This window comes from Herbaspirillum sp. Her3 (assembly GCF_057961275.1).
In genome coordinates this window covers 2350597-2369131 of sequence record NZ_CM176328.1, presented here as the reverse complement: position 1 = coordinate 2369131, position 18535 = coordinate 2350597, and the positions used below count along the sequence as shown (strand labels likewise).

Genomic DNA, 18535 nt, shown 5'->3' with positions numbered 1-18535 from the left:
TATCCGGCCGTAGTCGCGCCTTCGATACGTCGCGGCGCGACTACTCAGTCCGAACGGTGCTCAATGAACAAAGAACCGTTCGTCCTGAGTAGCGGCAACGCCGCGTATCGAAGGCGCACCCGCCGTACAACCATGAGGAGCCCCGCATGCACAGCGACCAACAAATCAAGCAATGGACCCCGGTCTGCGACCTGGCCGAGATCGTCCCCAACACGGGCGTGGCCGCGCTGATCGGCGACCAGCAGGTAGCCATCTTCCACGTCATCGACCGCAGCCAGGGCGAACCGCAGCCGCGTGTCTTCGCCATCGGCAACTATGATCCCAATGCGCAGGCCGCCGTGCTCTCGCGCGGACTGGTGGGCAACCTGGGCGAACGCATCGTGGTGGCCTCGCCGATCTACAAGCATCACTTTGATCTCACCACCGGGCAGTGCCTGGAAGAACCCGCCAATTCGGTACCCGCCTGGCCGGCGCGCATCGATGAAGGCAAAGTCTGGATCGGTGGCTGAGATGACGAGCGCCAAACCCTCACTGGTCGTGGTCGGCAATGGCATGGCCGGCATGCGCACGGTGGAGGAATTGCTCAAGCTGGCACCGGACCTCTACGACATCACCGTCTTCGGTGCCGAGCCGCACGGCAACTACAACCGCATCATGCTCTCGCCGGTGCTGGCCGGTGACAAGAGCATCGATGACATCATGCTCAACCCGCGTGCCTGGTACGACGACAACGGCATCACCCTGCACGCGGGCGATCCGGTGGAACGTATCGACCGCCGCCAGCGCACCGTGCATGCGCGCTCCGGCCTGGCGGTGAAATACGACCGCCTGCTGCTGGCCACCGGCTCCACGCCGTTCATCATCCCGGTACCGGGCCATCAATTGCCGGGCGTGATTGCCTTCCGCGACATCCAGGACGTGGACACCATGCTGCAGGCCGCACGCACGCATCGCCATGCGGTGGTCATCGGGGGCGGCCTGCTGGGGCTGGAAGCGGCCAATGGCCTGATGCGCCAGGGCATGGACGTGACCGTGGTGCACGTCACCGATGCACTGATGAACCAGCAACTGGACAAACCTGCCGCCGCCCTGCTGAAGAAGGCGCTGGAAGACAAGGGCCTGCGTTTCCTGCTCAATGCCCATACCGAAGAGATCGTCGGCCCGGATCGCGTGAGCGCCGTGCGCTTCAAGGACGGCAGCAGCATTCCCGCCGACCTGGTGGTGATGACGGCGGGCGTGCGTCCCAACATCGCGCTGGCCAGGTCCGCCGGCTTGCACTGCGAGCGCGCCATCATCGTCGACGACACCCTGCAGACCTACGATCCGCGCATCTATGCCGTGGGCGAATGCGTGCAGCACCGCAAGGCCACCTTCGGCCTGGTGGCACCAATTTGGGATCAGGCGCGCGTCTGCGGCGCGCACCTGGCCGGTGCCGGCCATCGCCGCTACGTGCAGCAGGCGACCGCCACCAAGCTGAAGGTAACTGGCGTGGACCTCTATTCGGCGGGTGATTTCATCGGCGGCGAAGATACCGAAGACCTGGTGGTGCGCGATCCGCGCCGGGGCATCTACAAGCGGCTGGTGCTGCGCGGCACGCGGCTGGTTGGTGCGGTACTGTATGGCGACGTCAAGGATGGCCCGTGGTATTTCGACCTGATCCAGAGCGGACGCGACATCAGCGCCTTCCGACGCGAGCTGCCCTTCGGACAGGCCATGTGCCAGCATGCGGCCTAGCCACCAGGCTACCGACGGCAATTAGTAACAAAGGATACCAATGAATCTCTCCCAGACTCCGCTGGCCCTGGCCGTGGCCACCACCTCGACCACCTGCCCCTATTGCGGCGTGGGTTGCGGCGTGACGGCCTCGATGAAGGATGATGGCAGCGTGGGCATCCAGGGCGATGCGCAGCATCCGGCCAACTTCGGCCGCCTGTGCGTCAAAGGATCGGCACTGGGTGAAACGGTCGATCTCGATGGCCGCCTGCTGCATCCGCAACTGCGCGATGCGCAGGGCCAGCTGCAACAGGTATCCTGGGAACAGGCACTGGACCACGTGGCAGGCAGGTTCTCGGCCATCATCGACGAGCATGGTCCGGATGCGGTGGCGCTCTACGTCTCGGGCCAATTGCTGACCGAGGACTACTACATCGCCAACAAGCTCATGAAGGGCTACATCGGCAGCGCCAACATCGATACCAATTCGCGCCTGTGCATGTCCTCGGCGGTGGCCGGACACAAGCGCGCCTTTGGCGAAGACCTGGTGCCGGTCTGTTATGAAGACCTCGAACTGGCCGACCTGATCGTGCTGGTGGGATCGAATGCGGCCTGGTGCCACCCCATCCTGTTCCAGCGCATCGCCAAACTGAAGGAAACCCGCCCGTCCCTGCGCCTGATCGTGATCGACCCGCGCCGCACCGCGACCTGCGAACTGGCGGACCTGCACCTCCCGGTCAAGGCGGGCACCGATGTATGGCTCTTCAATGGCTTGATGAGTTACCTGGCCCATCGCGGCCTGCGCGACAACGCCTTCATCGCCGCGCATACGAATGGCTTTGACGAGGCACTGGCGGTGGCCGATGCCGATTGCGCCGATCCCGCTACGGTAGCGCGGATCTGCAAGGTCGGCCTCGACGATCTGCTGGCCTTCTATGAAGCCTTTGCCCAGACCGAAAAAGTCGTCACCGGTTTTTCCATGGGCGTGAACCAGTCCTCGGCCGGCACCGACAAGGTGAACAGCATCATCAACTGCCATCTGGCCACCGGCCGCATCGGCAAGCCCGGCATGGGCCCCTTCTCCATCACCGGCCAGCCCAATGCGATGGGCGGACGCGAAGTCGGCGGCCTGGCCAACATGCTGGCCGCGCACATGGACCTGGACCAGCCCCTGCACCGCGAGATCGTGCAGGACTTCTGGCAATCTCCGCGCATCGCCGACAAGCCGGGCCTGAAGGCGGTGGACATGTTCCGCGCCATCGAGGAAGGCCGCATCAAGGCCGTGTGGATCATGGCCACCAATCCGCTGGTGAGCCTGCCCGATGCCGACCTGGTGCAGCGTGCCTTGCAGAAGTGCGAGCTGGTGGTGTCTTCGGACGTCATCACCCAGACCGATACCAATGCGCTGGCGCATGTGCTGCTGCCGGCGCTGGCCTGGGGCGAGAAGGATGGCACGGTCACCAATTCCGAGCGCCGCATCTCGCGCCAGCGCGCCTTCCTCAGCGCCCCCGGCCAAGCGCGCGGCGACTGGCAGATCATCTGCCAGGTGGCGCAGCGCATGGGGTTCGACGGTTTTGATTTCACCGGACCGCATGCGATCTTTGACGAACACGCACGCCTGTCTGCGTATCGCAATGGCGAGGCCGATAGCGGCTGCGTGCGGCGCGTCTTCAACCTGGCCGGCCTCACCGGCATGGACAAGGCCGGCTATGACGCCATGGCGCCGATCCAGTGGCCGGTACAGCGTTTGTCCGATGGCAGCGTAAGCGGCACGGCGCGCGTGTTGGAGGACTATCGTTTTACCCACGCCGATGGCCGTGCCCGTTTCGTGCCGACCGCACCGCGCAGCCCCGGCCATGCCGCCTGCGAGGATTACCCGCTGATCCTCAACACCGGCCGCGTGCGCGATCACTGGCACACCATGACGCGCACCGGCAAGTCGGCCACGCTGGCCAGCCACATCCCGGAATCCTTCATCGATATCCACCCGCAGGATGCCTTGCTCTATGGCGTGCGCGAAGGTGGCCTGGCGCGCATCAGCAGCCGCTGGGGTGCGATGGTGGCGCGCGTGCAGCACGGCGGCGGGATTGCGCGCGGGACGGTGTTCGTGCCTATCCACTGGAATGGCCAGTCGGCTTCCGATGCCCGCGTGGGAGCGGTGGTCAATCCGGTGGTCGATCCGGTCTCGGGTGAACCGGAGTTCAAGCACACGCCGGTGGCCATCGAGGAATTCCGCGTGGGCTGGCATGGCTTCATCCTGACCCGCCATGCGCTGGAGCTGGACGACATCACGCACTGGACACGCGTGCAGGGCCGTGATTTCGTGCGCTATGAACTGGCCGGACGCAATCAGATCAGCGACCACACCGCCTGGGCGCGCGCCTTGCAGGGCGTGCAGGCGGACGATGCCGACTGGCTGGAATATGAAGACCTCAGCGACGGCAGCTATCGTGCCGTGCACGTGGTCGATGACCGCATCGACATGTGCCTGTTCATGTCGGCCCGCCCTGACCTGCCCTCGCGCTCGTGGCTGGCGGGCCTGTTCGCCAGGGACAAGCTGGAGGAAGCCGACCGTGTGGGCCTGCTGGTGGGCCAGCCCATCGAGAAAGGCGCGGACACCGGACCGACGGTCTGCTCCTGCTTTGGCGTGGGCCGCAACACCATCTGCAATGCCATCCGCGAGCAGGGCTTGAGCGAGGTGAGCCAGGTCACGGCCTGCCTGAAGGCGGGCGGCAATTGTGGCTCCTGCGTGCCGGAGATCAAGAAGCTGATGGTGGAGATCAAGGTGCTGGCAGCGGCCGAAGCAAGGGAGCGCGAGACGGCGGCCTAGGCGATGACGCGAGGAAATTGCGAACGCAGTTGACCGTCTGCAAGGGATCCTGTTATTATCTCACTTCTCGGAGTGTAGCGCAGCCCGGTAGCGCACCTGGTTTGGGACCAGGGGGTCCAAGGTTCGAATCCTTGTACTCCGACCACTCATCAAAAACGGGCTGTCGTGGACAGCCCGTTTTCTTTTCTGGATCGTTGGCGGTAGCGCATCAGCGCAGCATCACACCGCCAGCCACGCCGAACTGCCCTTAGCTCAACTGGATAGAGCAATGGCCTTCTAAGCCATAGGTCGGGGGTTCGAGTCCCTCAGGGCAGGCCATTCTCATCGGAAAAGGCAATTCTATTCGCCACCTTCGCTTAGGTAAGCGAAGCCGATAAACGCGCCGTTCAAGCCGCTATTATTGGCAGAGAAATCCCCCTGCTAGCGGTAATCGCTAATCTCCTTCACGTGCGGGCCTGTACATAATTTTGTGTAAACGGACTATTGGCAGGAAACTGTCGCCTTGTCCGGAGCCACAATGAGTAAAAAGAAACACGACGTACCCGAAGAATTACTGGCTGGATTGCTAGCCAATTACAAGAATCCCGAAGATTTAATAGGTGAAGAAGGCCTGTTGAAGCATCTCACCAAGCTGGTGGTGGAACGAGCCCTGGAAGCCGAGCTGAGCGAGCACCTGGGCCATGAGAAGCACGGGAGCGTAGCCAATGAGTCGGGCAACACCCGAAACGGCAAGAGTCGCAAGACGCTAAAGGGCGAATTCGGCGAGTTGCCAATTGAAGTTCCTCGAGACCGTCATGGCAGCTTCGAACCGAAGCTGGTAACCAAGCATCAGACGCGCTGGGCCGGCTTCGACGACAAGATTATTTCGCTGTATGCCCGTGGCATGACAGTAAGAGAGATTCAGGCGCACCTGGAAGAGATGTATGGAACCGAGGTGTCACCCAGCCTGATTTCATCGGTCACTGACGCCGTTGTCGATGAAGTCAAAGCCTGGCAAGCTAGGCCATTGAATCCAATTTATCCCATCGTTTATCTCGACTGTATCCATGTCAAAGTGCGTGAAGGAACGGTGCGAGTAAAAGCCGTCTACCTAGCCATCGGCATCACCATGGACGGTGAGAAGGAGGTGTTGGGACTGTGGCTAGCGCAAACGGAAGGCGCCAAGTTCTGGCTGCAGGTTGTCACTGAGCTGCGTAATCGCGGCGTGCAAGATATCTTCATCGCTTGCGTTGACGGCTTGAAGGGCTTCCCGGATGCCATCGAAGCTGTGTTCCCGAAGACCACGGTGCAGCTGTGTATCGTCCACATGGTCCGGCACAGCTTGAATTACGTCTCATGGAAACGACGTCCGGAGGTGGCGGCTGACCTACGATTGATTTACCAGTCGGCAACCGCCGAAGAAGCCGAACTCCGACTCGGTGAATTCGAAGAGAAATGGGATGCAGAGTATCTGCCTATCGGCCAATCCTGGCGGCGCAACTGGCCCCGTCTGATTCCGTTCTTCGACTTCCCACCAGAGATTCGAAAGGTCATCTATACGACCAATGCCATCGAGTCGGTCAACATGAGTTTGCGCAAGCTGACTAAGAACCGGGGCTCGTTCCCCAGCGATGAGGCGCTGATTAAACTCTTCTTCCTGGCCCTGCGCAACATCAGTAAAAAGTGGACGCTGCCCATCCGAGATTGGAAAGCTGCACTGACTCGGTTTACTATCCAGTTCGGTGAACGTATCTCTATGAATTAAACGAAATCCCGTTTACACAAAAAATCGGACACGCCCGATCGAGACTTCATCGAGAAACTTTGTGAGCTTTCTTACTGTATGCAAAAGGTGGTCTTCAGCTTGCTCGCCGGTAGATTGATGCAGATGATGCTTCAAGACATCGAAGTCCAAACAGATCCAATTAACCGTGAAATCCTGATTTCTCTGATAACAAGCAACCGAGCCTCGATTGACAAGCATCTTTTCTAATGTGGACGCTGTAAGTCTGCCCGGGGTTTTAGCATATGCCCCATCCGGTTTTTGAGTTGCGTGAAAAACAGAGCTTGATGAAAAAAAACGCATCAGCAACGCTACAAGCTCCCGCGATCCCTGCTCCATAATTAACCCCATGATTTTTATTTATTCATGACTTTACAATAAAACCATAGGCAGGACGAATTAGAGGTGATCAGCAAGAACTTTATCAATTAAACCAGACAGAAATTACGGAAGTGACTCGCAGATCACGATGATCGCTTGTACAGTGGTCTCACGCCGAGTGCCCCAATAGCAGCAGCATCACATCGACCCAATCCGGGAATCCCCAAGTCGGGCGATCAAAAACCGAGCGCATCGGGTCATGCAGATCGCAATAAACGCGCACTCACATGCCGATGGGACGAACCAGACGACCTGCTCCGCAATGCTTGCCACCGGAGATTGTCAGCCTCCGCTGTAGGTTGACCGGTGCCCAAGTGGGCTCGCTTCCAGCCTTCGTCATCTTGCGCAGAAGCACTACACGCTATGCGCACATCACTTGAACAGGCGTCGCCGCGCGGAGAAAGATCAAAGAGGAAATATGTGATTCTCAATGTCTGGCTACTGGAAACGCCGTATTTGATAGCCCTATTCCCGCAAATGCCCATCGCCGCCTTCGTCTAGGATTGAATGCTCACCGATGAGACGGGAATTGACTGATGACGATTGCAAAAACACTGTACGCAATGGCGGCCATCGCCATTTTCGGCGTGGTTCTGCTTGCCAGCGTCGAAACCTACCATATCGAACAGGTAGATACTGCGGCCAGTTACGCCAGCGTCAATACTGTCCCGAGCATCTTGACACTGGATCGCGTAGTGGAAGGGGTGTACGCCATGCGCGTAGCCACCTGGAAATATCTGGCCGCCCGAACTCCTACCCAACGCCAGGAAACAGAAAAAATCATCAGTGCATCCTCAGCCCAGATAACCAGGGCGCTGGACGTCTACGAAAAAGAGGATATCTCCGACGCCACCGATGCCGATATGCTCAATGATGTCCGCAAGCACATTGCCGCCTATGACGCATCCCTGACCAAGGTGATGACACTGGCCCAGACTGATCCCGTGGCTGCGCATCAAGCCATGGTCGCCGATCAGGCGATTGTCGATGCCATGATGGCAGCGCTGGAAAACCAGAAGAAGTACAACCAGAATCTGGGCAAGGCGGCCGTGCAGACCGCCACCAACAGCAAGAATCGCGCGACGGTCACGGCCCTTGCGATTTCTGCGCTCACAGCAGTACTGGTCGGTCTGTTGCTGCACTTCCTGCTGATCAGACCAGCCACGAACGCCGGGAAGCGGTAGGTACTACCGATTGCAATCTGACAGTGTGGGCAGAGGGCATCAACCATGAACGGCAGTAACGATCCTCTCAGCCGGACATTTGCCATGACTATCATCAGCCACTTAAAATGCCCTGCGCAGAAGACGTCAGATTTGCTCATCCGCCTTCTCCAGAACGCCTGAATGAATCCATTACGAGGGGAGAAAAAAAATGAAATTAGTACTTGGCCTATCCGCATCCGCATTAATCCTCACCGCCTGCGCCACGCCCCAACCAAGCAATCCTGCGCCCGACATGGCAATTGCCGGCCCCGGCAACAACCCGGTCTGCAAGGTCACCAGCGGAAAAGAAATCGCCGGCCTGTTCGACCGCTGGAACCAGTCGCTGCAAACGCTCAAGCCCGAAGCCGTGGCCGCCAACTACGCCCCTCGCTCGCTGCTGTTGCCGACCGTTTCCAACAAGCCCCGCTTTACCAACGAAGAGCGCATCGATTACTTCGAACACTTCCTGCACAACAAACCGGTCGGCAAGATCGACCAGCGCTGGCTCTGGATCGGCTGCAACACCGCCATCGATGCCGGCCTCTACAGCTTCACCTTCGGCACCACCGGCCAGGTCGTGCATGCCCGCTACACCTTCACCTATGAATGGGATGGCAGGGACTGGCTGATCAGCAGCCACCACTCCTCGACCATGCCGGAGAAGACCGGAGAAGCGGCGTCGCATTGATCCCTCCACGCAAACGATGAAAACAACAAGGGCGCAGCAATGCGCCCTTGTTGTTTTCATTGAGGGATGGCGACTTGCACCCGGGTTGCAAGCCAGCCCGCACATCCAAATCAGGCCGGCAGCGCCAATACCTCCTGCTGCATCGTGGCAGCGCTGCCCTGTGGCGCAGCGTCCTCCGCGATCATCTGCACCTCATGCCCCAGCTTGAACACGGCCATCGCATCGGCCAGCACCACGGCTTGCTCCCGCATTGACTGTGAGGCTGCGGCGGCCTGCTCGACCAGGGCGGCGTTCTGCTGGGTGGACTGGTCCATCAAGGCCACGGCCTGGTTGACCTGGACGATGCCATCGCTCTGCTCGGCACTGGCCACCGTGATGTGGCCCACGATATCGGTCACGCGGCGCACGCTGTCGACCACCTGCTGCATCGTCTGGCCGGCCTGCGCGACGAGGTGGGCGCCGCTTTCTACCTTGCCGACCGAGTCATCGATCAGTTCCTTGATCTCACGCGCGGCAGCGGCCGAGCGCTGCGCCAGTGAACGGACTTCGGCAGCCACTACCGCAAAGCCGCGTCCCTGCTCGCCGGCACGGGCGGCTTCGACGGCAGCGTTGAGGGCGAGGATGTTGGTCTGGAAGGCGATGCCGTCGATCACGCTGATGATGTCCACGATCTTCAGCGAGGAAGTATTGATGGCTTCCATGGTCTGCACCACCTGCTGCACCGCCTGGCCGCCGGCAGCGGCGACGCTGGAGGCCGAGGTCGCCAGTGCATTGGCCTGCTGGGCGCTGTCGGCATTCTGGCGCACGGTGGTAGTGAGCTGCTGCATGGCCGCCGCCGTCTCTTCGATGGAACCGGCCTGGGCCTCGGTGCGGGCCGAGAGATCGAGATTGCCGGCCGCGATCTCGGCGGTGGCAGTAGCGATGGTGTTGGCACTGTTGCGCACATTGCCGACGATGCGCACCAGGCTGTCGGTCATCTGCTGGATGGCCTGCATCAACTGGCCCACTTCATCGTTGCTGCGGCGGCGGATGCGCATGCTGAGGTCGCCGGTGGCAATGGCGCGGGCAGCCAGGACGGCTTCGCCCAGGGCCTTGGAAATGGTGCGCGAAATCAACAGGCTCACCGCACCCACTACCACAAACACGGCCAGGCTCATCAGCACGGCCTGGTACACGGCCGAACGCAGGCTGGCCCGTGCGGCCTGCACGCCCTGCTGGCCAAGCTGATCGTTGTAGCTGCGATGCGCGGCCAGGGCCTTGATGAGCTTGTCGCCGGGCGGCACTACCAGTTGCTCCACGGCTTTCAGGGCTTCTTCCGTCTTGCCTTGGGCACCCAGGGCAATGACGGTCTGCCGGTTTTTCTCGTAGTCGGCGAAGGTGTCACGGTCGTCCTGCAGCAACTGGCGATCAGTGGCATCGGAGAGGTCTTCCTTCTCGTAGCGGTCGAAGGCGGCGATGACCTTCTCGCGCTGCTGGTTCATCGATTGCTCCAGCTTGGTACGGGTGGCCGGATCGGTGGCGGCCGCATAGCGCCAGATGCCGACCCGAATGCGGAAGATCGCTTCGCCCGCCTCACCCAGCACCAGCAGGCTGGGCACGGTGTTCATGGAAGAATAGCTGGCGGCATCGGCAATACGGTTGCTGTGGTAGACGCTCAGGCCAGTGAGGCTGGCCAGGCCGAGGACGACGGCGAGCAGCAGAAGGCGGAGTTTGTTGGCAATGGTCATGGTCAGGTGGCGAGCGCCCCATGCGGGCGCGTCGGAGTGATGGACTGAAATGAAGGAATGCCAAAAATTATAAGTCTGCAGAAAATACTGAAAATTCACATCTGGCCACTTCTTGATGCGGATCAGCTTTGTGGCGCAGGCAATGGCACCGGATCAATGGATCGCAAAAACTTAGTTGCATCCTCCGTACAGAGGCGTATAAGGCGATGCAGGCAATAAAAAAACTTAGCTAATCGGGAAAAATAAAGTGTTCTCTCATGGCGGGAAATCACATGAGGAAATCAACGGTACCACTCGGGAGGAGGACGATACAGCCGGGCATGAAGAAAAAACTAAGTTTTTTACCACGCCATCGATCTGCATTGGACAAGAAATCAGCGGAGCCAAGCTGCGCCCCGCTGGTTCAGAAGAGGAAGAATTTACTGCTGTGCGTTCTGGCGATAGATATCCGGACGCGAGATATGCCACACGAAGTCACCGCGGTTGATGGCTTCGAATCCGCAGCTGGCATACAGCCAGGGCGCGGTGGAGGTGGTCAGCATGACGCGGCGCAGTCGCTGCAGGGTCGGATGCTGGTTCACCGATTCGATCATCCAGCGACCCAGGCCCTGGCCGCGCAGGTCGCCGACGACGAAGACGTCGCACAGGTAGCCGAAGGTGGCGTGATCGGTCACCACGCGGGCAAAGCCGATCTGCTGCTTGCCGCGATAGAGGCCGAAGCACAGGCTGTTGGCCAGCGCCGTGCGCACGGTGTTGAGATCGATGCCGGGAGACCAGCTCGAATGGGTCAGTACGTCGTGGATGAGGGGGATGTCCAGCCGGTCGGGATCGGTGTCGATGAGAAAATCATCGCGCCGCCAGATCAGGTGATGGCTCATGGTCGTTCCTTGCTTGTTGGCTTGTTGTCGTAAAAAATTTGCCTTGGTACCTGCTGCCTGCTGTGTGCTGCCTGCTGCACAAACAGTTTAGAACGTTTCTCCTCTTCCGGTGCAACGCAGCGCCGGCCCATCGTGGCGGGCCGTGGCGAAGCCTGGGAGCTCATTGGCGATGGTTCCGAGCGGCCGTGCATATCGCTCGATTCGTCGGCGCCGCTGATGAGATTCGTTCCGTGGCCGTTCATGATGCCACAGGGCCCCCCGCCTTGCGCAAGGCTTTCCGTCGGGCAACCGCATTCCAAACCTCCCCACTCTGCCTGAAACATCGCTTGCACTTCCGTTACACCTTGCCGGTCCGGGCTGGCGGACCATAGCTTCACCTGAGTGCGCTGGACGCTGCAGTATGTTGGTCAGCGCTTTTATCGCACGCATTTCGGCAAGGAGAACGACATGAACAAAACTACCCTGGCCTGGGCCGCTTGCCTGGTCTTTTCGCTGGTCTCGGGCATGCCTGTGCAGGCACAGACCGCAACCCCGCCCGCACCGGCAGTCTATACCCAGCAGCAGCTGGACCAGATGCTGGCGCCCGTGGCGCTGTATCCCGATTCGCTGCTGGCCCAGGTGCTGATGGCCTCGACCTATCCCCTGGAGGTGGTACAGGCCCAGCGCTTCGTGGAAGCGCGTCCCGGCCTGCAGGGCGATGGCCTGGCGCGGGCCGTGGCGCCGATGCCGTGGGATCCGAGTGTGAAAGCACTGGTGCAGTTTCCCTCGGTGCTGGCGATGATGAATGACCGCCTGGACTGGATGCAGCAACTGGGGCAGGCCTTCCTGGGCCAGCAGCCGGCCGTGATGGATACGGTGCAGAACCTGCGCGAACGCGCACGCATTGCCGGTACGCTGGAGTCGAGTCCGCAGCAGCGGGTGGTGGTGCAGGACGAGGTGATCGAGATCCTGCCCGTCAATCCTCAGGTGGTCTACGTGCCCTACTACAACCCGACCGTGGTCTATGGCAGCTGGTGGTGGCCGTCGGCACCGCCGGTGGTATGGGCTCCGCCGCCGCGCTATCGTCCGCCCAGCTATGAGCCGGGATTCTCGGCCAGCATCAGCTTTGGCACGGGTATCGGCGTGATGAGCGCGGTCTTCGGGGATGCCCGTCCGGACTGGCGCCAGCGCCAGGTGCTGGTGACCCAGACGCGCATCAACAACGTCACCAATGTGACCAACGTCAACAACACCAACGTCATCAACAACCGCATCGTGAACAACAACGTCACGATCAATCGCAACGCGACGATGAGCCAGCGCCCGGTGGTATGGCATCACGATGCCCGCTATGCCGGTGGCCGCTATGCCCAGCAGCCGGCCCCTGCCCTGGCGCCGCCACCGGGACAGCGCCCTCTTTCTCCGCCCCAGGCACAGAGTCTGGCGCAAACTCAGCAGGGGCGCGGTGCACAGGCACAGCCGCTGCCCGCCAATGCAGCCCATCCCTTGCCCGTGACCGATAACGCCCAGCAGCGCGTGATACAGCAAGACCAGTTGCGCCAGCGCCAGGCCATCGATCAGCAACGCCAGCGCGAGCAGCAGGCCAACGACCAGTTGCGTCAACGGGAGCAGATGATCCGCGACCAGCAGCACCAGCGTGACCAGCAGGCACAGGCGCAGCGCCAACAGCAGCAGGGCCAGGAGCGCCAGTGGCAGCAGCACCAGCAACAGGTGCAGCAGCAGATGCAGCAACGGCAGCGCGAAGAGCAGATGCGCCAGCAGCAACAGCAGCAGCATGAATCGCAACGCCAGCAACAGATGCTGAACCACCAGCGTGAACAGCAGCATCAGGCCGCGCAGCGCGAGCAGCAGGGGCGCCAGCAGCAAGCCCAGCAGCGCGAAGCCCACCAGCGGCGCGAGGACAGGCGCGATGAGCGCCGTGATGAGCATTCCTGAGTGAACGTTGCCCAGGTCTGGCCGGCCCGCCCCGCACGTTGCCATCCGGCAAACATGCGGGCAAGCGGGCCGCTTCAGTTATAATCTCGGGTTTTCCAGAGCTTACGGAACAGGGCTTGCGGCGCCTCCTTTGATTCATCGAGGACAGTGCGCGCCGGCCCGGCCATGCGGGTTGGATCCTCCAGCCGCGCCAGGGGCCGCGTTCCTGCGGCCTCCGACCCGACCGATCCGCCATGCAAGAACCCAGCAACGAACTCCCCGATGCCGCCGGCGCCGCCGATGAAGGCGCCAGTGCACCCAGCGCCAGCCCCAAGGTCTCGTCCGACCTGATCGCGCGCGAAGTCAAGCGCCGCCGCACCTTCGGCATCATCTCCCACCCCGACGCCGGTAAAACCACGCTGACCGAAAAGCTGCTGCTGTTCTCGGGCGCGATCCAGCTGGCCGGTACCGTGAAGGCCCGCAAGAGCGGCCGCCACGCGACCTCGGACTGGATGGAAATCGAAAAGCAGCGCGGCATCTCGGTGGCCAGCTCGGTGATGCAGTTCGAGTACCGCGACCACGTGGTCAACCTGCTCGACACCCCCGGCCACCAGGACTTCTCCGAAGATACCTATCGCGTGCTGACCGCCGTGGACTCGGCGCTGATGGTGATCGATGCCGCCAAGGGCGTGGAAGAGCAAACCATCAAGCTCTTGAACGTCTGCCGCATGCGCAATACGCCCATCATCACCTTCATGAACAAGCTGGACCGCGAAACCCGCGATTCGCTGGAGCTGCTCGATGAGCTGGAGTCGGTGCTGAAGATCCAGTGCGCGCCGGTGACCTGGCCGATCGGCATGGGCAAGAATTTCCGTGGGGTGTATCACCTGCTGCGTGACGAGATCATGCTGTTCAAGGCCGGTGAAGAGCGCGCCAATGGCAGCGTGGAAATCATCAAGGGCATCGACAATCCCAAGCTGGCCGAGATGTTCCCGCTGGAGATCGAACAGCTCAAGATGGAAGTGGAACTGGTGCATGGCGCCTCCCACCCCTTCAACCTGGACGACTTCCTGGCCGGTGTGCAGACGCCGGTGTTCTTCGGTTCGGCCATCAACAACTTCGGCGTGCGCGAGATCCTGGATGCGCTGCTGGACTGGGCTCCGGGGCCGGGTGGCCGCGATGCTACCGTACGCGAGGTCAAGCCGACCGAGGAGCCCTTCTCCGGCTTCGTCTTCAAGATCCAGGCCAACATGGACCCGGCGCACCGCGACCGCATCGCCTTCCTGCGCGTGTGCTCGGGCCGCTTCGAGCGCGGCATGAAACTGAAGCACCTGCGCCTGAACCGCGACATCAAGGTGTCCTCGGTGGTGACCTTCATGGCCTCCAGCCGCGAACAGGTGGAAGAAGCCTATGCCGGCGACATCATCGGCCTGCCCAACCACGGCAACATGCAGATCGGCGACAGCTTCTCCGAAGGCGAGATGCTGCAGTTCACCGGCATTCCCTACTTCGCCCCGGACTTCTTCCGCGTGGCGCGCATCCGCAATCCGCTCAAGATCAAGCAGCTGCACAAGGGCTTGCAGCAGCTGGGTGAAGAAGGCGCGGTGCAGGTCTTCAAGCCCGTCACCGGCAGCGACCTGATCCTGGGCGCGGTGGGCGTGCTGCAGTTCGAAGTGGTGGCCAGCCGCCTCTTGAATGAATATGGCGTGGATGCGGTGTTTGAAGGCACCAGCATCAGCAGCGCGCGCTGGATCAGCTGTGACGACAAGAAGAAGCTGGCCGACTTCGAGAAGTCCTCGGCCGGTGCCAACCTGGCCATCGATGCGGCGGGCAGTATGGCTTACCTGGCCAGCTCCGGCGTGAACCTGCGCCTGACGCAGGAACGCTGGCCGGAGATCACCTTCCATGCCACCCGCGAGCACGCGGCCAAGCTGGACTAAGGTTTTGCTCTTGCACTGCGCACGCCCCTACCGTTCGGACTGAGTAGACGCGCAGCGTCGTATCGAAGACGCGGCGACAGCGAATATCCGCCGACGGAGCGCCCCTTCGCCAGGCTCAGGACAGGCTTCGATACGGCCCGTTCGGGCCTACTCAGTCCGAACGGTGGTCCTGGTGATCGACGTATAAAAAAATTGCCCGACAGGTGTAAACCTGTCGGGCAATTTTTTTGTCGCGGCTGCAGTGGGCCGCGCGGAATTACTTCGCGTTCTTGAACGCTTCCACACCGGCCAGGATTTCAGCGCGGGCAGCATCCGGGCCTTCCCAGCCTTCGACCTTGACCCACTTGCCCTTTTCCAGGTCCTTGTAGTGCTCGAAGAAGTGCTTGATCTGGTTCAGGCGCAGTTCGTTCAGGTCTTCCGGCTTTTGCCAGTGGGTGTAGATCGGCAGGATCTTGTCGACCGGCACGGCCAGCAGCTTGGCATCGATACCCGATTCATCGGCCATCTTCAGCACGCCGATGGGACGGCAGCGCACCACGACACCGGGGATCAGCGGGAACGGGGTGATCACCAGCACGTCCACCGGATCGCCGTCTTGCGACAGGGTCTGGGGAATGTAGCCGTAGTTGCACGGATAGTGCATGGCGGTGCCCATGAAACGGTCGACGAAGATGGCGCCGGTTTCCTTGTCCACTTCGTACTTGATCGGATCGGCGTTCATCGGGATTTCGATGATCACGTTGAAGTCATTGGGCAGGTCGCGGCCAGCGGGGACGTTGTTCAGGCTCATGGGATTCTCACTAGGGAAAGAAACGGAAAAGCGGTTTCCGGTCGGCATTGCACCAGCATTAACGCTGAATCAAACAGCATTAAGCGGGGCTTAATGCTCATGAAGGGCAAGCCTGACATCGGAAAGCCGCAATTATAGCGGCATTCGGCACCTGTCCGGCATCTTGGCCGGTGCAACTTACGCCAACATGACAGTGCCCGGCACCGCGCGTGAAAAAGGCGGAAGGGCTTGCGCCGCTTCCGCCTTGGTCATTCATCACAGCAACAAGTTCAGCGGATGGCCGTGGCCAGCGCGCATTGCTTGTAGTGGCCGGCGGCCTGGTCGGGCTGGTCCAGGGCCTCGTGCAACTGGGCCAGCGCCAGGTGCGATTCGCGCACGGTACGCGGCTCGATGGCATCCGACAAGGCTTGCTCCAGATGGCGCTGGGCCTTGCCCCACAGCTTCTGGCGCAGGCAGAACATGCCCAGGGTCAGGGCCAGTTCGGCGTCGGTCGGGTTCTTGGCCAGCCAGGATTCGCAATGCTCGATCTGCGAGAGCAGAGCCGGCGAGCCGGCTTCGGCGGTGGATTCACGATAGGCACGCAAGAGGCGGATATCCCAGTCGGCCGCCAGGGCGCGCTCCAGCAGGCTGCGCGCTTCGTCATGCAGGCCACGGCTGGAGAAGGCGTGGGCGGCACGCACCGCGATGTAGGGTTTCAGCTTGTCGGCAGCGGGGACGCCATTCCACAGCAGGCGGATCGATTCGGCATCGTGCGAACGATCCGACAGCAAGGCATCGTAGGACATCTCGCGCAGGCGGTTCGACAAGGCCGGATGCAGGGCATTGCGCTTGTCCAGGGTCTGTACCAGGCGCAGCACTTCGGGCCAGTTCTTGGCTTGCTGGTTGGCCTTCAGCGCCCATTGCAGCGCCTGGATATGGCGGGTGCCGTTGGCGTTCAATTCTTCCACGGTTTCCAGCGCCTGCTTGAAGTGGTGTTCGTCCACTTGCAGTTCCAGTGCCGTCATCAGGCGCGCGGCCTTCAACGTGGGATCGACTTCGGTGCTGGCCAGCCAGATGTCGCGGCGGTCGCCCTGGCGCATGCGGTGCGCGGCGCGGGCGGCCACGAGCGCTGCGATGCCGGCGTTGTCGGGCAGGTCGGCCGCGCGCGTGGCCGATTTTTCAGCCTGGCCGAAACGGCCTTCGAAGTAGGCTTTCAGGGAATCGCGCAGGGCCTTGTTGCTTTCGTTCTCGCGCTTGGCACGGCGATAGGCGATCACGCGGCCGGGCAGCTTCTGCGTCATGCGGATGGCGCGGATAACCACGTAGATCGTCACGAACAGCGCCAGCACGGCAAAGAGGAAGAAGTTCAGCGACAGGTCGATGCGGTACGGCGGATAGAACAGCACCACATTGCCCGGGTTGAAGCGCGCCAGCATGGCCAGGCCGATGGCGGACGCGAAGAGGGTCAGAAGCCAGAACAGTATTTTCATATCAGGTTCCCGTCAGCGGCTCACGGACGGGCCTTGTAGTTGCGCACGGCGTTCAGGCTTTCAGCCAGCGTGGGCAACTGGATGGAGACGTTGCTGCCCTGCACCTGCTTCAACAGCGCCTGCGTGGTCTGGACCTGCTTGGCGCGGGTATCGAAATACTTGGCGATGGTGTCCTGGGCCGAGGCCAGGTCATTGCGGAAGGCGAACTCGTTGCGCGAAAGCAGTGCCAGGCGCGCATTCAAGAGGCGCAGCTTGAGGTTCTCGCGCACGAAATAGGCCTGCCCCGGCGAGAGCAGGATGGCTTCGGGCGTCTGCACTTCGCGGATGCGCACCAGCTGGCGCAGCTCGGTCCACATCTCGGTGCTCATGCTCTGCCAGGTCTCGCGGGCACCAGCCAGCCATTGCGACCAGGCGGAGGCTTCGGCGGGCGCGGCTTCGGCCCGGGTCTTGGCATGATTCGCCTCGCCCTTGGCGGCCGGCTTTTCGGCGGCAGCGGTCTTCACCGGCTGCGGCTTGGGCTCGCTGGCCGATTCCACCGGACGCTCATCGACCAGCAGCGGCAGGTTGTCGACCTGGCCGATAACACTGTCCAGGCGCACGGCAATGCCGGCGATGTCGACGGTGGGCAGGGCCTTGAGGCGTTCGATGTCACGCGCCAGTGCACGGCGGATGGCGATGAACTGCGCCTTGTCCGAGCGCGACAGGCTCTTGTCGGCGTTCTGCAGGGCGATCAGCGCGCCTTGCACGTTGCCGGCCAGTTCCAGTTGCTGGTCGGCGGTGGAGAGGACTTCCTCGATTTCGGAGAGGGCCCAGTCGTCGCGGTTCTTGTTCAGATCCTGGTACATCTGTTCCAGCGCCAGTTGCTGGCTCTGGGATTCGGCCTGCTTGCTGTCGAGCACGCTGACTTTCGATTGCAGTTCCTTGGTGCTTTCCTGTACCGCCTTCAACACGCCCTTCAGTTCATTGCTGTTGTTGTCGCCAGTCTGCAGGCGCTGCGCGACTTCGCTGCGCAGGTCGCGCAGTTCGGTATGCGAGACCCACCACTGCGCGCCCAGGCCGGCGATGACCAGCAGCAACAGGATAGTCTGCGCACGCTGGCGGCGGCGCAGCACGGCCGTGCCATCGGGAGGGGTGAAGGTAAAGGACGCCTGCGGGGCCGCAGTGCCAGCATTGTGGCTGGCTTGCGGTTGAGGCTCCGGCAATTGGGGAGTGGGTTGCTGTTCGTTCATGGGCTGGAT

General features: G+C 61.6%; 14 protein-coding genes and 2 tRNA genes. 10 read left to right on the top strand and 6 right to left on the bottom strand.

Features of this window, described 5'->3' with window-relative positions; translation table 11 throughout:
• The first annotated feature begins 146 nt into the window (after positions 1 to 146).
• From nirD to ACVC5H_RS10845, 6 genes are all read left to right on the top strand, one after another.
• The gene (gene nirD / locus ACVC5H_RS10870) at positions 147 to 509 is read left to right on the top strand and encodes a nitrite reductase small subunit NirD (protein WP_489622301.1); all 363 of its coding nucleotides are present in this window, start codon (positions 147 to 149) and stop codon (positions 507 to 509) included.
• A 1-nt stretch (position 510) separates the two neighbouring features.
• Entirely contained in the window at positions 511 to 1734 is a 1224-nt protein-coding gene (locus tag ACVC5H_RS10865; RefSeq protein WP_489622300.1) for an NAD(P)/FAD-dependent oxidoreductase, read from the top strand.
• Positions 1735 to 1774: 40 nt separating this feature from the next.
• On the top strand, positions 1775 to 4543 hold the full coding sequence (locus ACVC5H_RS10860; protein ID WP_489622299.1) for a molybdopterin-dependent oxidoreductase: 2769 nt from the start codon (positions 1775 to 1777) through the stop codon (positions 4541 to 4543).
• Positions 4544 to 4611: 68 nt separating this feature from the next.
• Positions 4612 to 4688, top strand: a tRNA-Pro gene (locus tag ACVC5H_RS10855).
• Between the two features lie 96 nt (positions 4689 to 4784).
• Positions 4785 to 4861 (top strand) — tRNA-Arg (locus ACVC5H_RS10850).
• 199 nt (positions 4862 to 5060) lie between these two features.
• Complete coding sequence (locus tag ACVC5H_RS10845; RefSeq protein ID WP_209585377.1) at positions 5061 to 6287, top strand: IS256 family transposase; 1227 nt, start codon at positions 5061 to 5063, stop codon at positions 6285 to 6287.
• 12 nt (positions 6288 to 6299) lie between these two features.
• On the opposite strand, the gene ACVC5H_RS10840 is transcribed toward ACVC5H_RS10845, so the two are convergent.
• Positions 6300 to 6656, bottom strand: coding sequence for a hypothetical protein (locus ACVC5H_RS10840; RefSeq protein WP_489622298.1), 357 nt, complete (start codon positions 6654 to 6656; stop codon positions 6300 to 6302).
• Between the two features lie 566 nt (positions 6657 to 7222).
• Between ACVC5H_RS10840 and ACVC5H_RS10835 the strand changes: the two genes are divergently transcribed.
• Positions 7223 to 7870, top strand: a complete 648-nt coding sequence (locus tag ACVC5H_RS10835; RefSeq protein WP_489622297.1) for an MCP four helix bundle domain-containing protein — start codon at positions 7223 to 7225, stop codon at positions 7868 to 7870.
• 190 nt (positions 7871 to 8060) lie between these two features.
• Positions 8061 to 8579 (top strand): DUF4440 domain-containing protein, encoded by a 519-nt coding sequence (locus ACVC5H_RS10830; RefSeq protein ID WP_489622296.1) that lies wholly within the window; start codon positions 8061 to 8063, stop codon positions 8577 to 8579.
• A gap of 110 nt (positions 8580 to 8689) precedes the next feature.
• Here the strand turns inward: ACVC5H_RS10830 and ACVC5H_RS10825 are convergent, their stop codons facing one another.
• Positions 8690 to 10306 (bottom strand): methyl-accepting chemotaxis protein, encoded by a 1617-nt coding sequence (locus ACVC5H_RS10825; RefSeq protein ID WP_489622295.1) that lies wholly within the window; start codon positions 10304 to 10306, stop codon positions 8690 to 8692.
• Positions 10307 to 10725: 419 nt separating this feature from the next.
• A complete protein-coding gene (locus tag ACVC5H_RS10820) occupies positions 10726 to 11184 on the bottom strand; it encodes a GNAT family N-acetyltransferase (RefSeq protein ID WP_338715410.1) in 459 nt (152 codons plus the stop codon).
• Positions 11185 to 11631: 447 nt separating this feature from the next.
• On the opposite strand from ACVC5H_RS10820, the gene ACVC5H_RS10815 reads away from it, so the two are divergent.
• Both ACVC5H_RS10815 and ACVC5H_RS10810 read left to right on the top strand, forming a co-directional pair.
• The gene (locus tag ACVC5H_RS10815) at positions 11632 to 13119 is read left to right on the top strand and encodes a DUF3300 domain-containing protein (RefSeq protein ID WP_489622294.1); all 1488 of its coding nucleotides are present in this window, start codon (positions 11632 to 11634) and stop codon (positions 13117 to 13119) included.
• Positions 13120 to 13352: 233 nt separating this feature from the next.
• Positions 13353 to 15038, top strand: coding sequence for a peptide chain release factor 3 (locus tag ACVC5H_RS10810; RefSeq protein WP_489622293.1), 1686 nt, complete (start codon positions 13353 to 13355; stop codon positions 15036 to 15038).
• Between the two features lie 256 nt (positions 15039 to 15294).
• Here the strand turns inward: ACVC5H_RS10810 and ppa are convergent, their stop codons facing one another.
• The 3 genes from ppa to ACVC5H_RS10795 all read right to left on the bottom strand — a co-directional run bounded on the left by ppa (position 15295) and on the right by ACVC5H_RS10795 (position 18526).
• The gene (gene ppa / locus ACVC5H_RS10805; RefSeq protein ID WP_489622292.1) at positions 15295 to 15828 is read right to left on the bottom strand and encodes an inorganic diphosphatase; all 534 of its coding nucleotides are present in this window, start codon (positions 15826 to 15828) and stop codon (positions 15295 to 15297) included.
• Between the two features lie 269 nt (positions 15829 to 16097).
• Entirely contained in the window at positions 16098 to 17297 is a 1200-nt protein-coding gene (locus tag ACVC5H_RS10800; protein WP_489622291.1) for a heme biosynthesis protein HemY, read from the bottom strand.
• Positions 17298 to 17317: 20 nt separating this feature from the next.
• Positions 17318 to 18526 carry a uroporphyrinogen-III C-methyltransferase gene (locus tag ACVC5H_RS10795; protein WP_489622290.1) on the bottom strand — a complete coding sequence of 403 codons (1209 nt, stop codon included), beginning with the start codon at positions 18524 to 18526 and terminating at the stop codon, positions 17318 to 17320.
• Positions 18527 to 18535 lie beyond the last annotated feature (9 nt).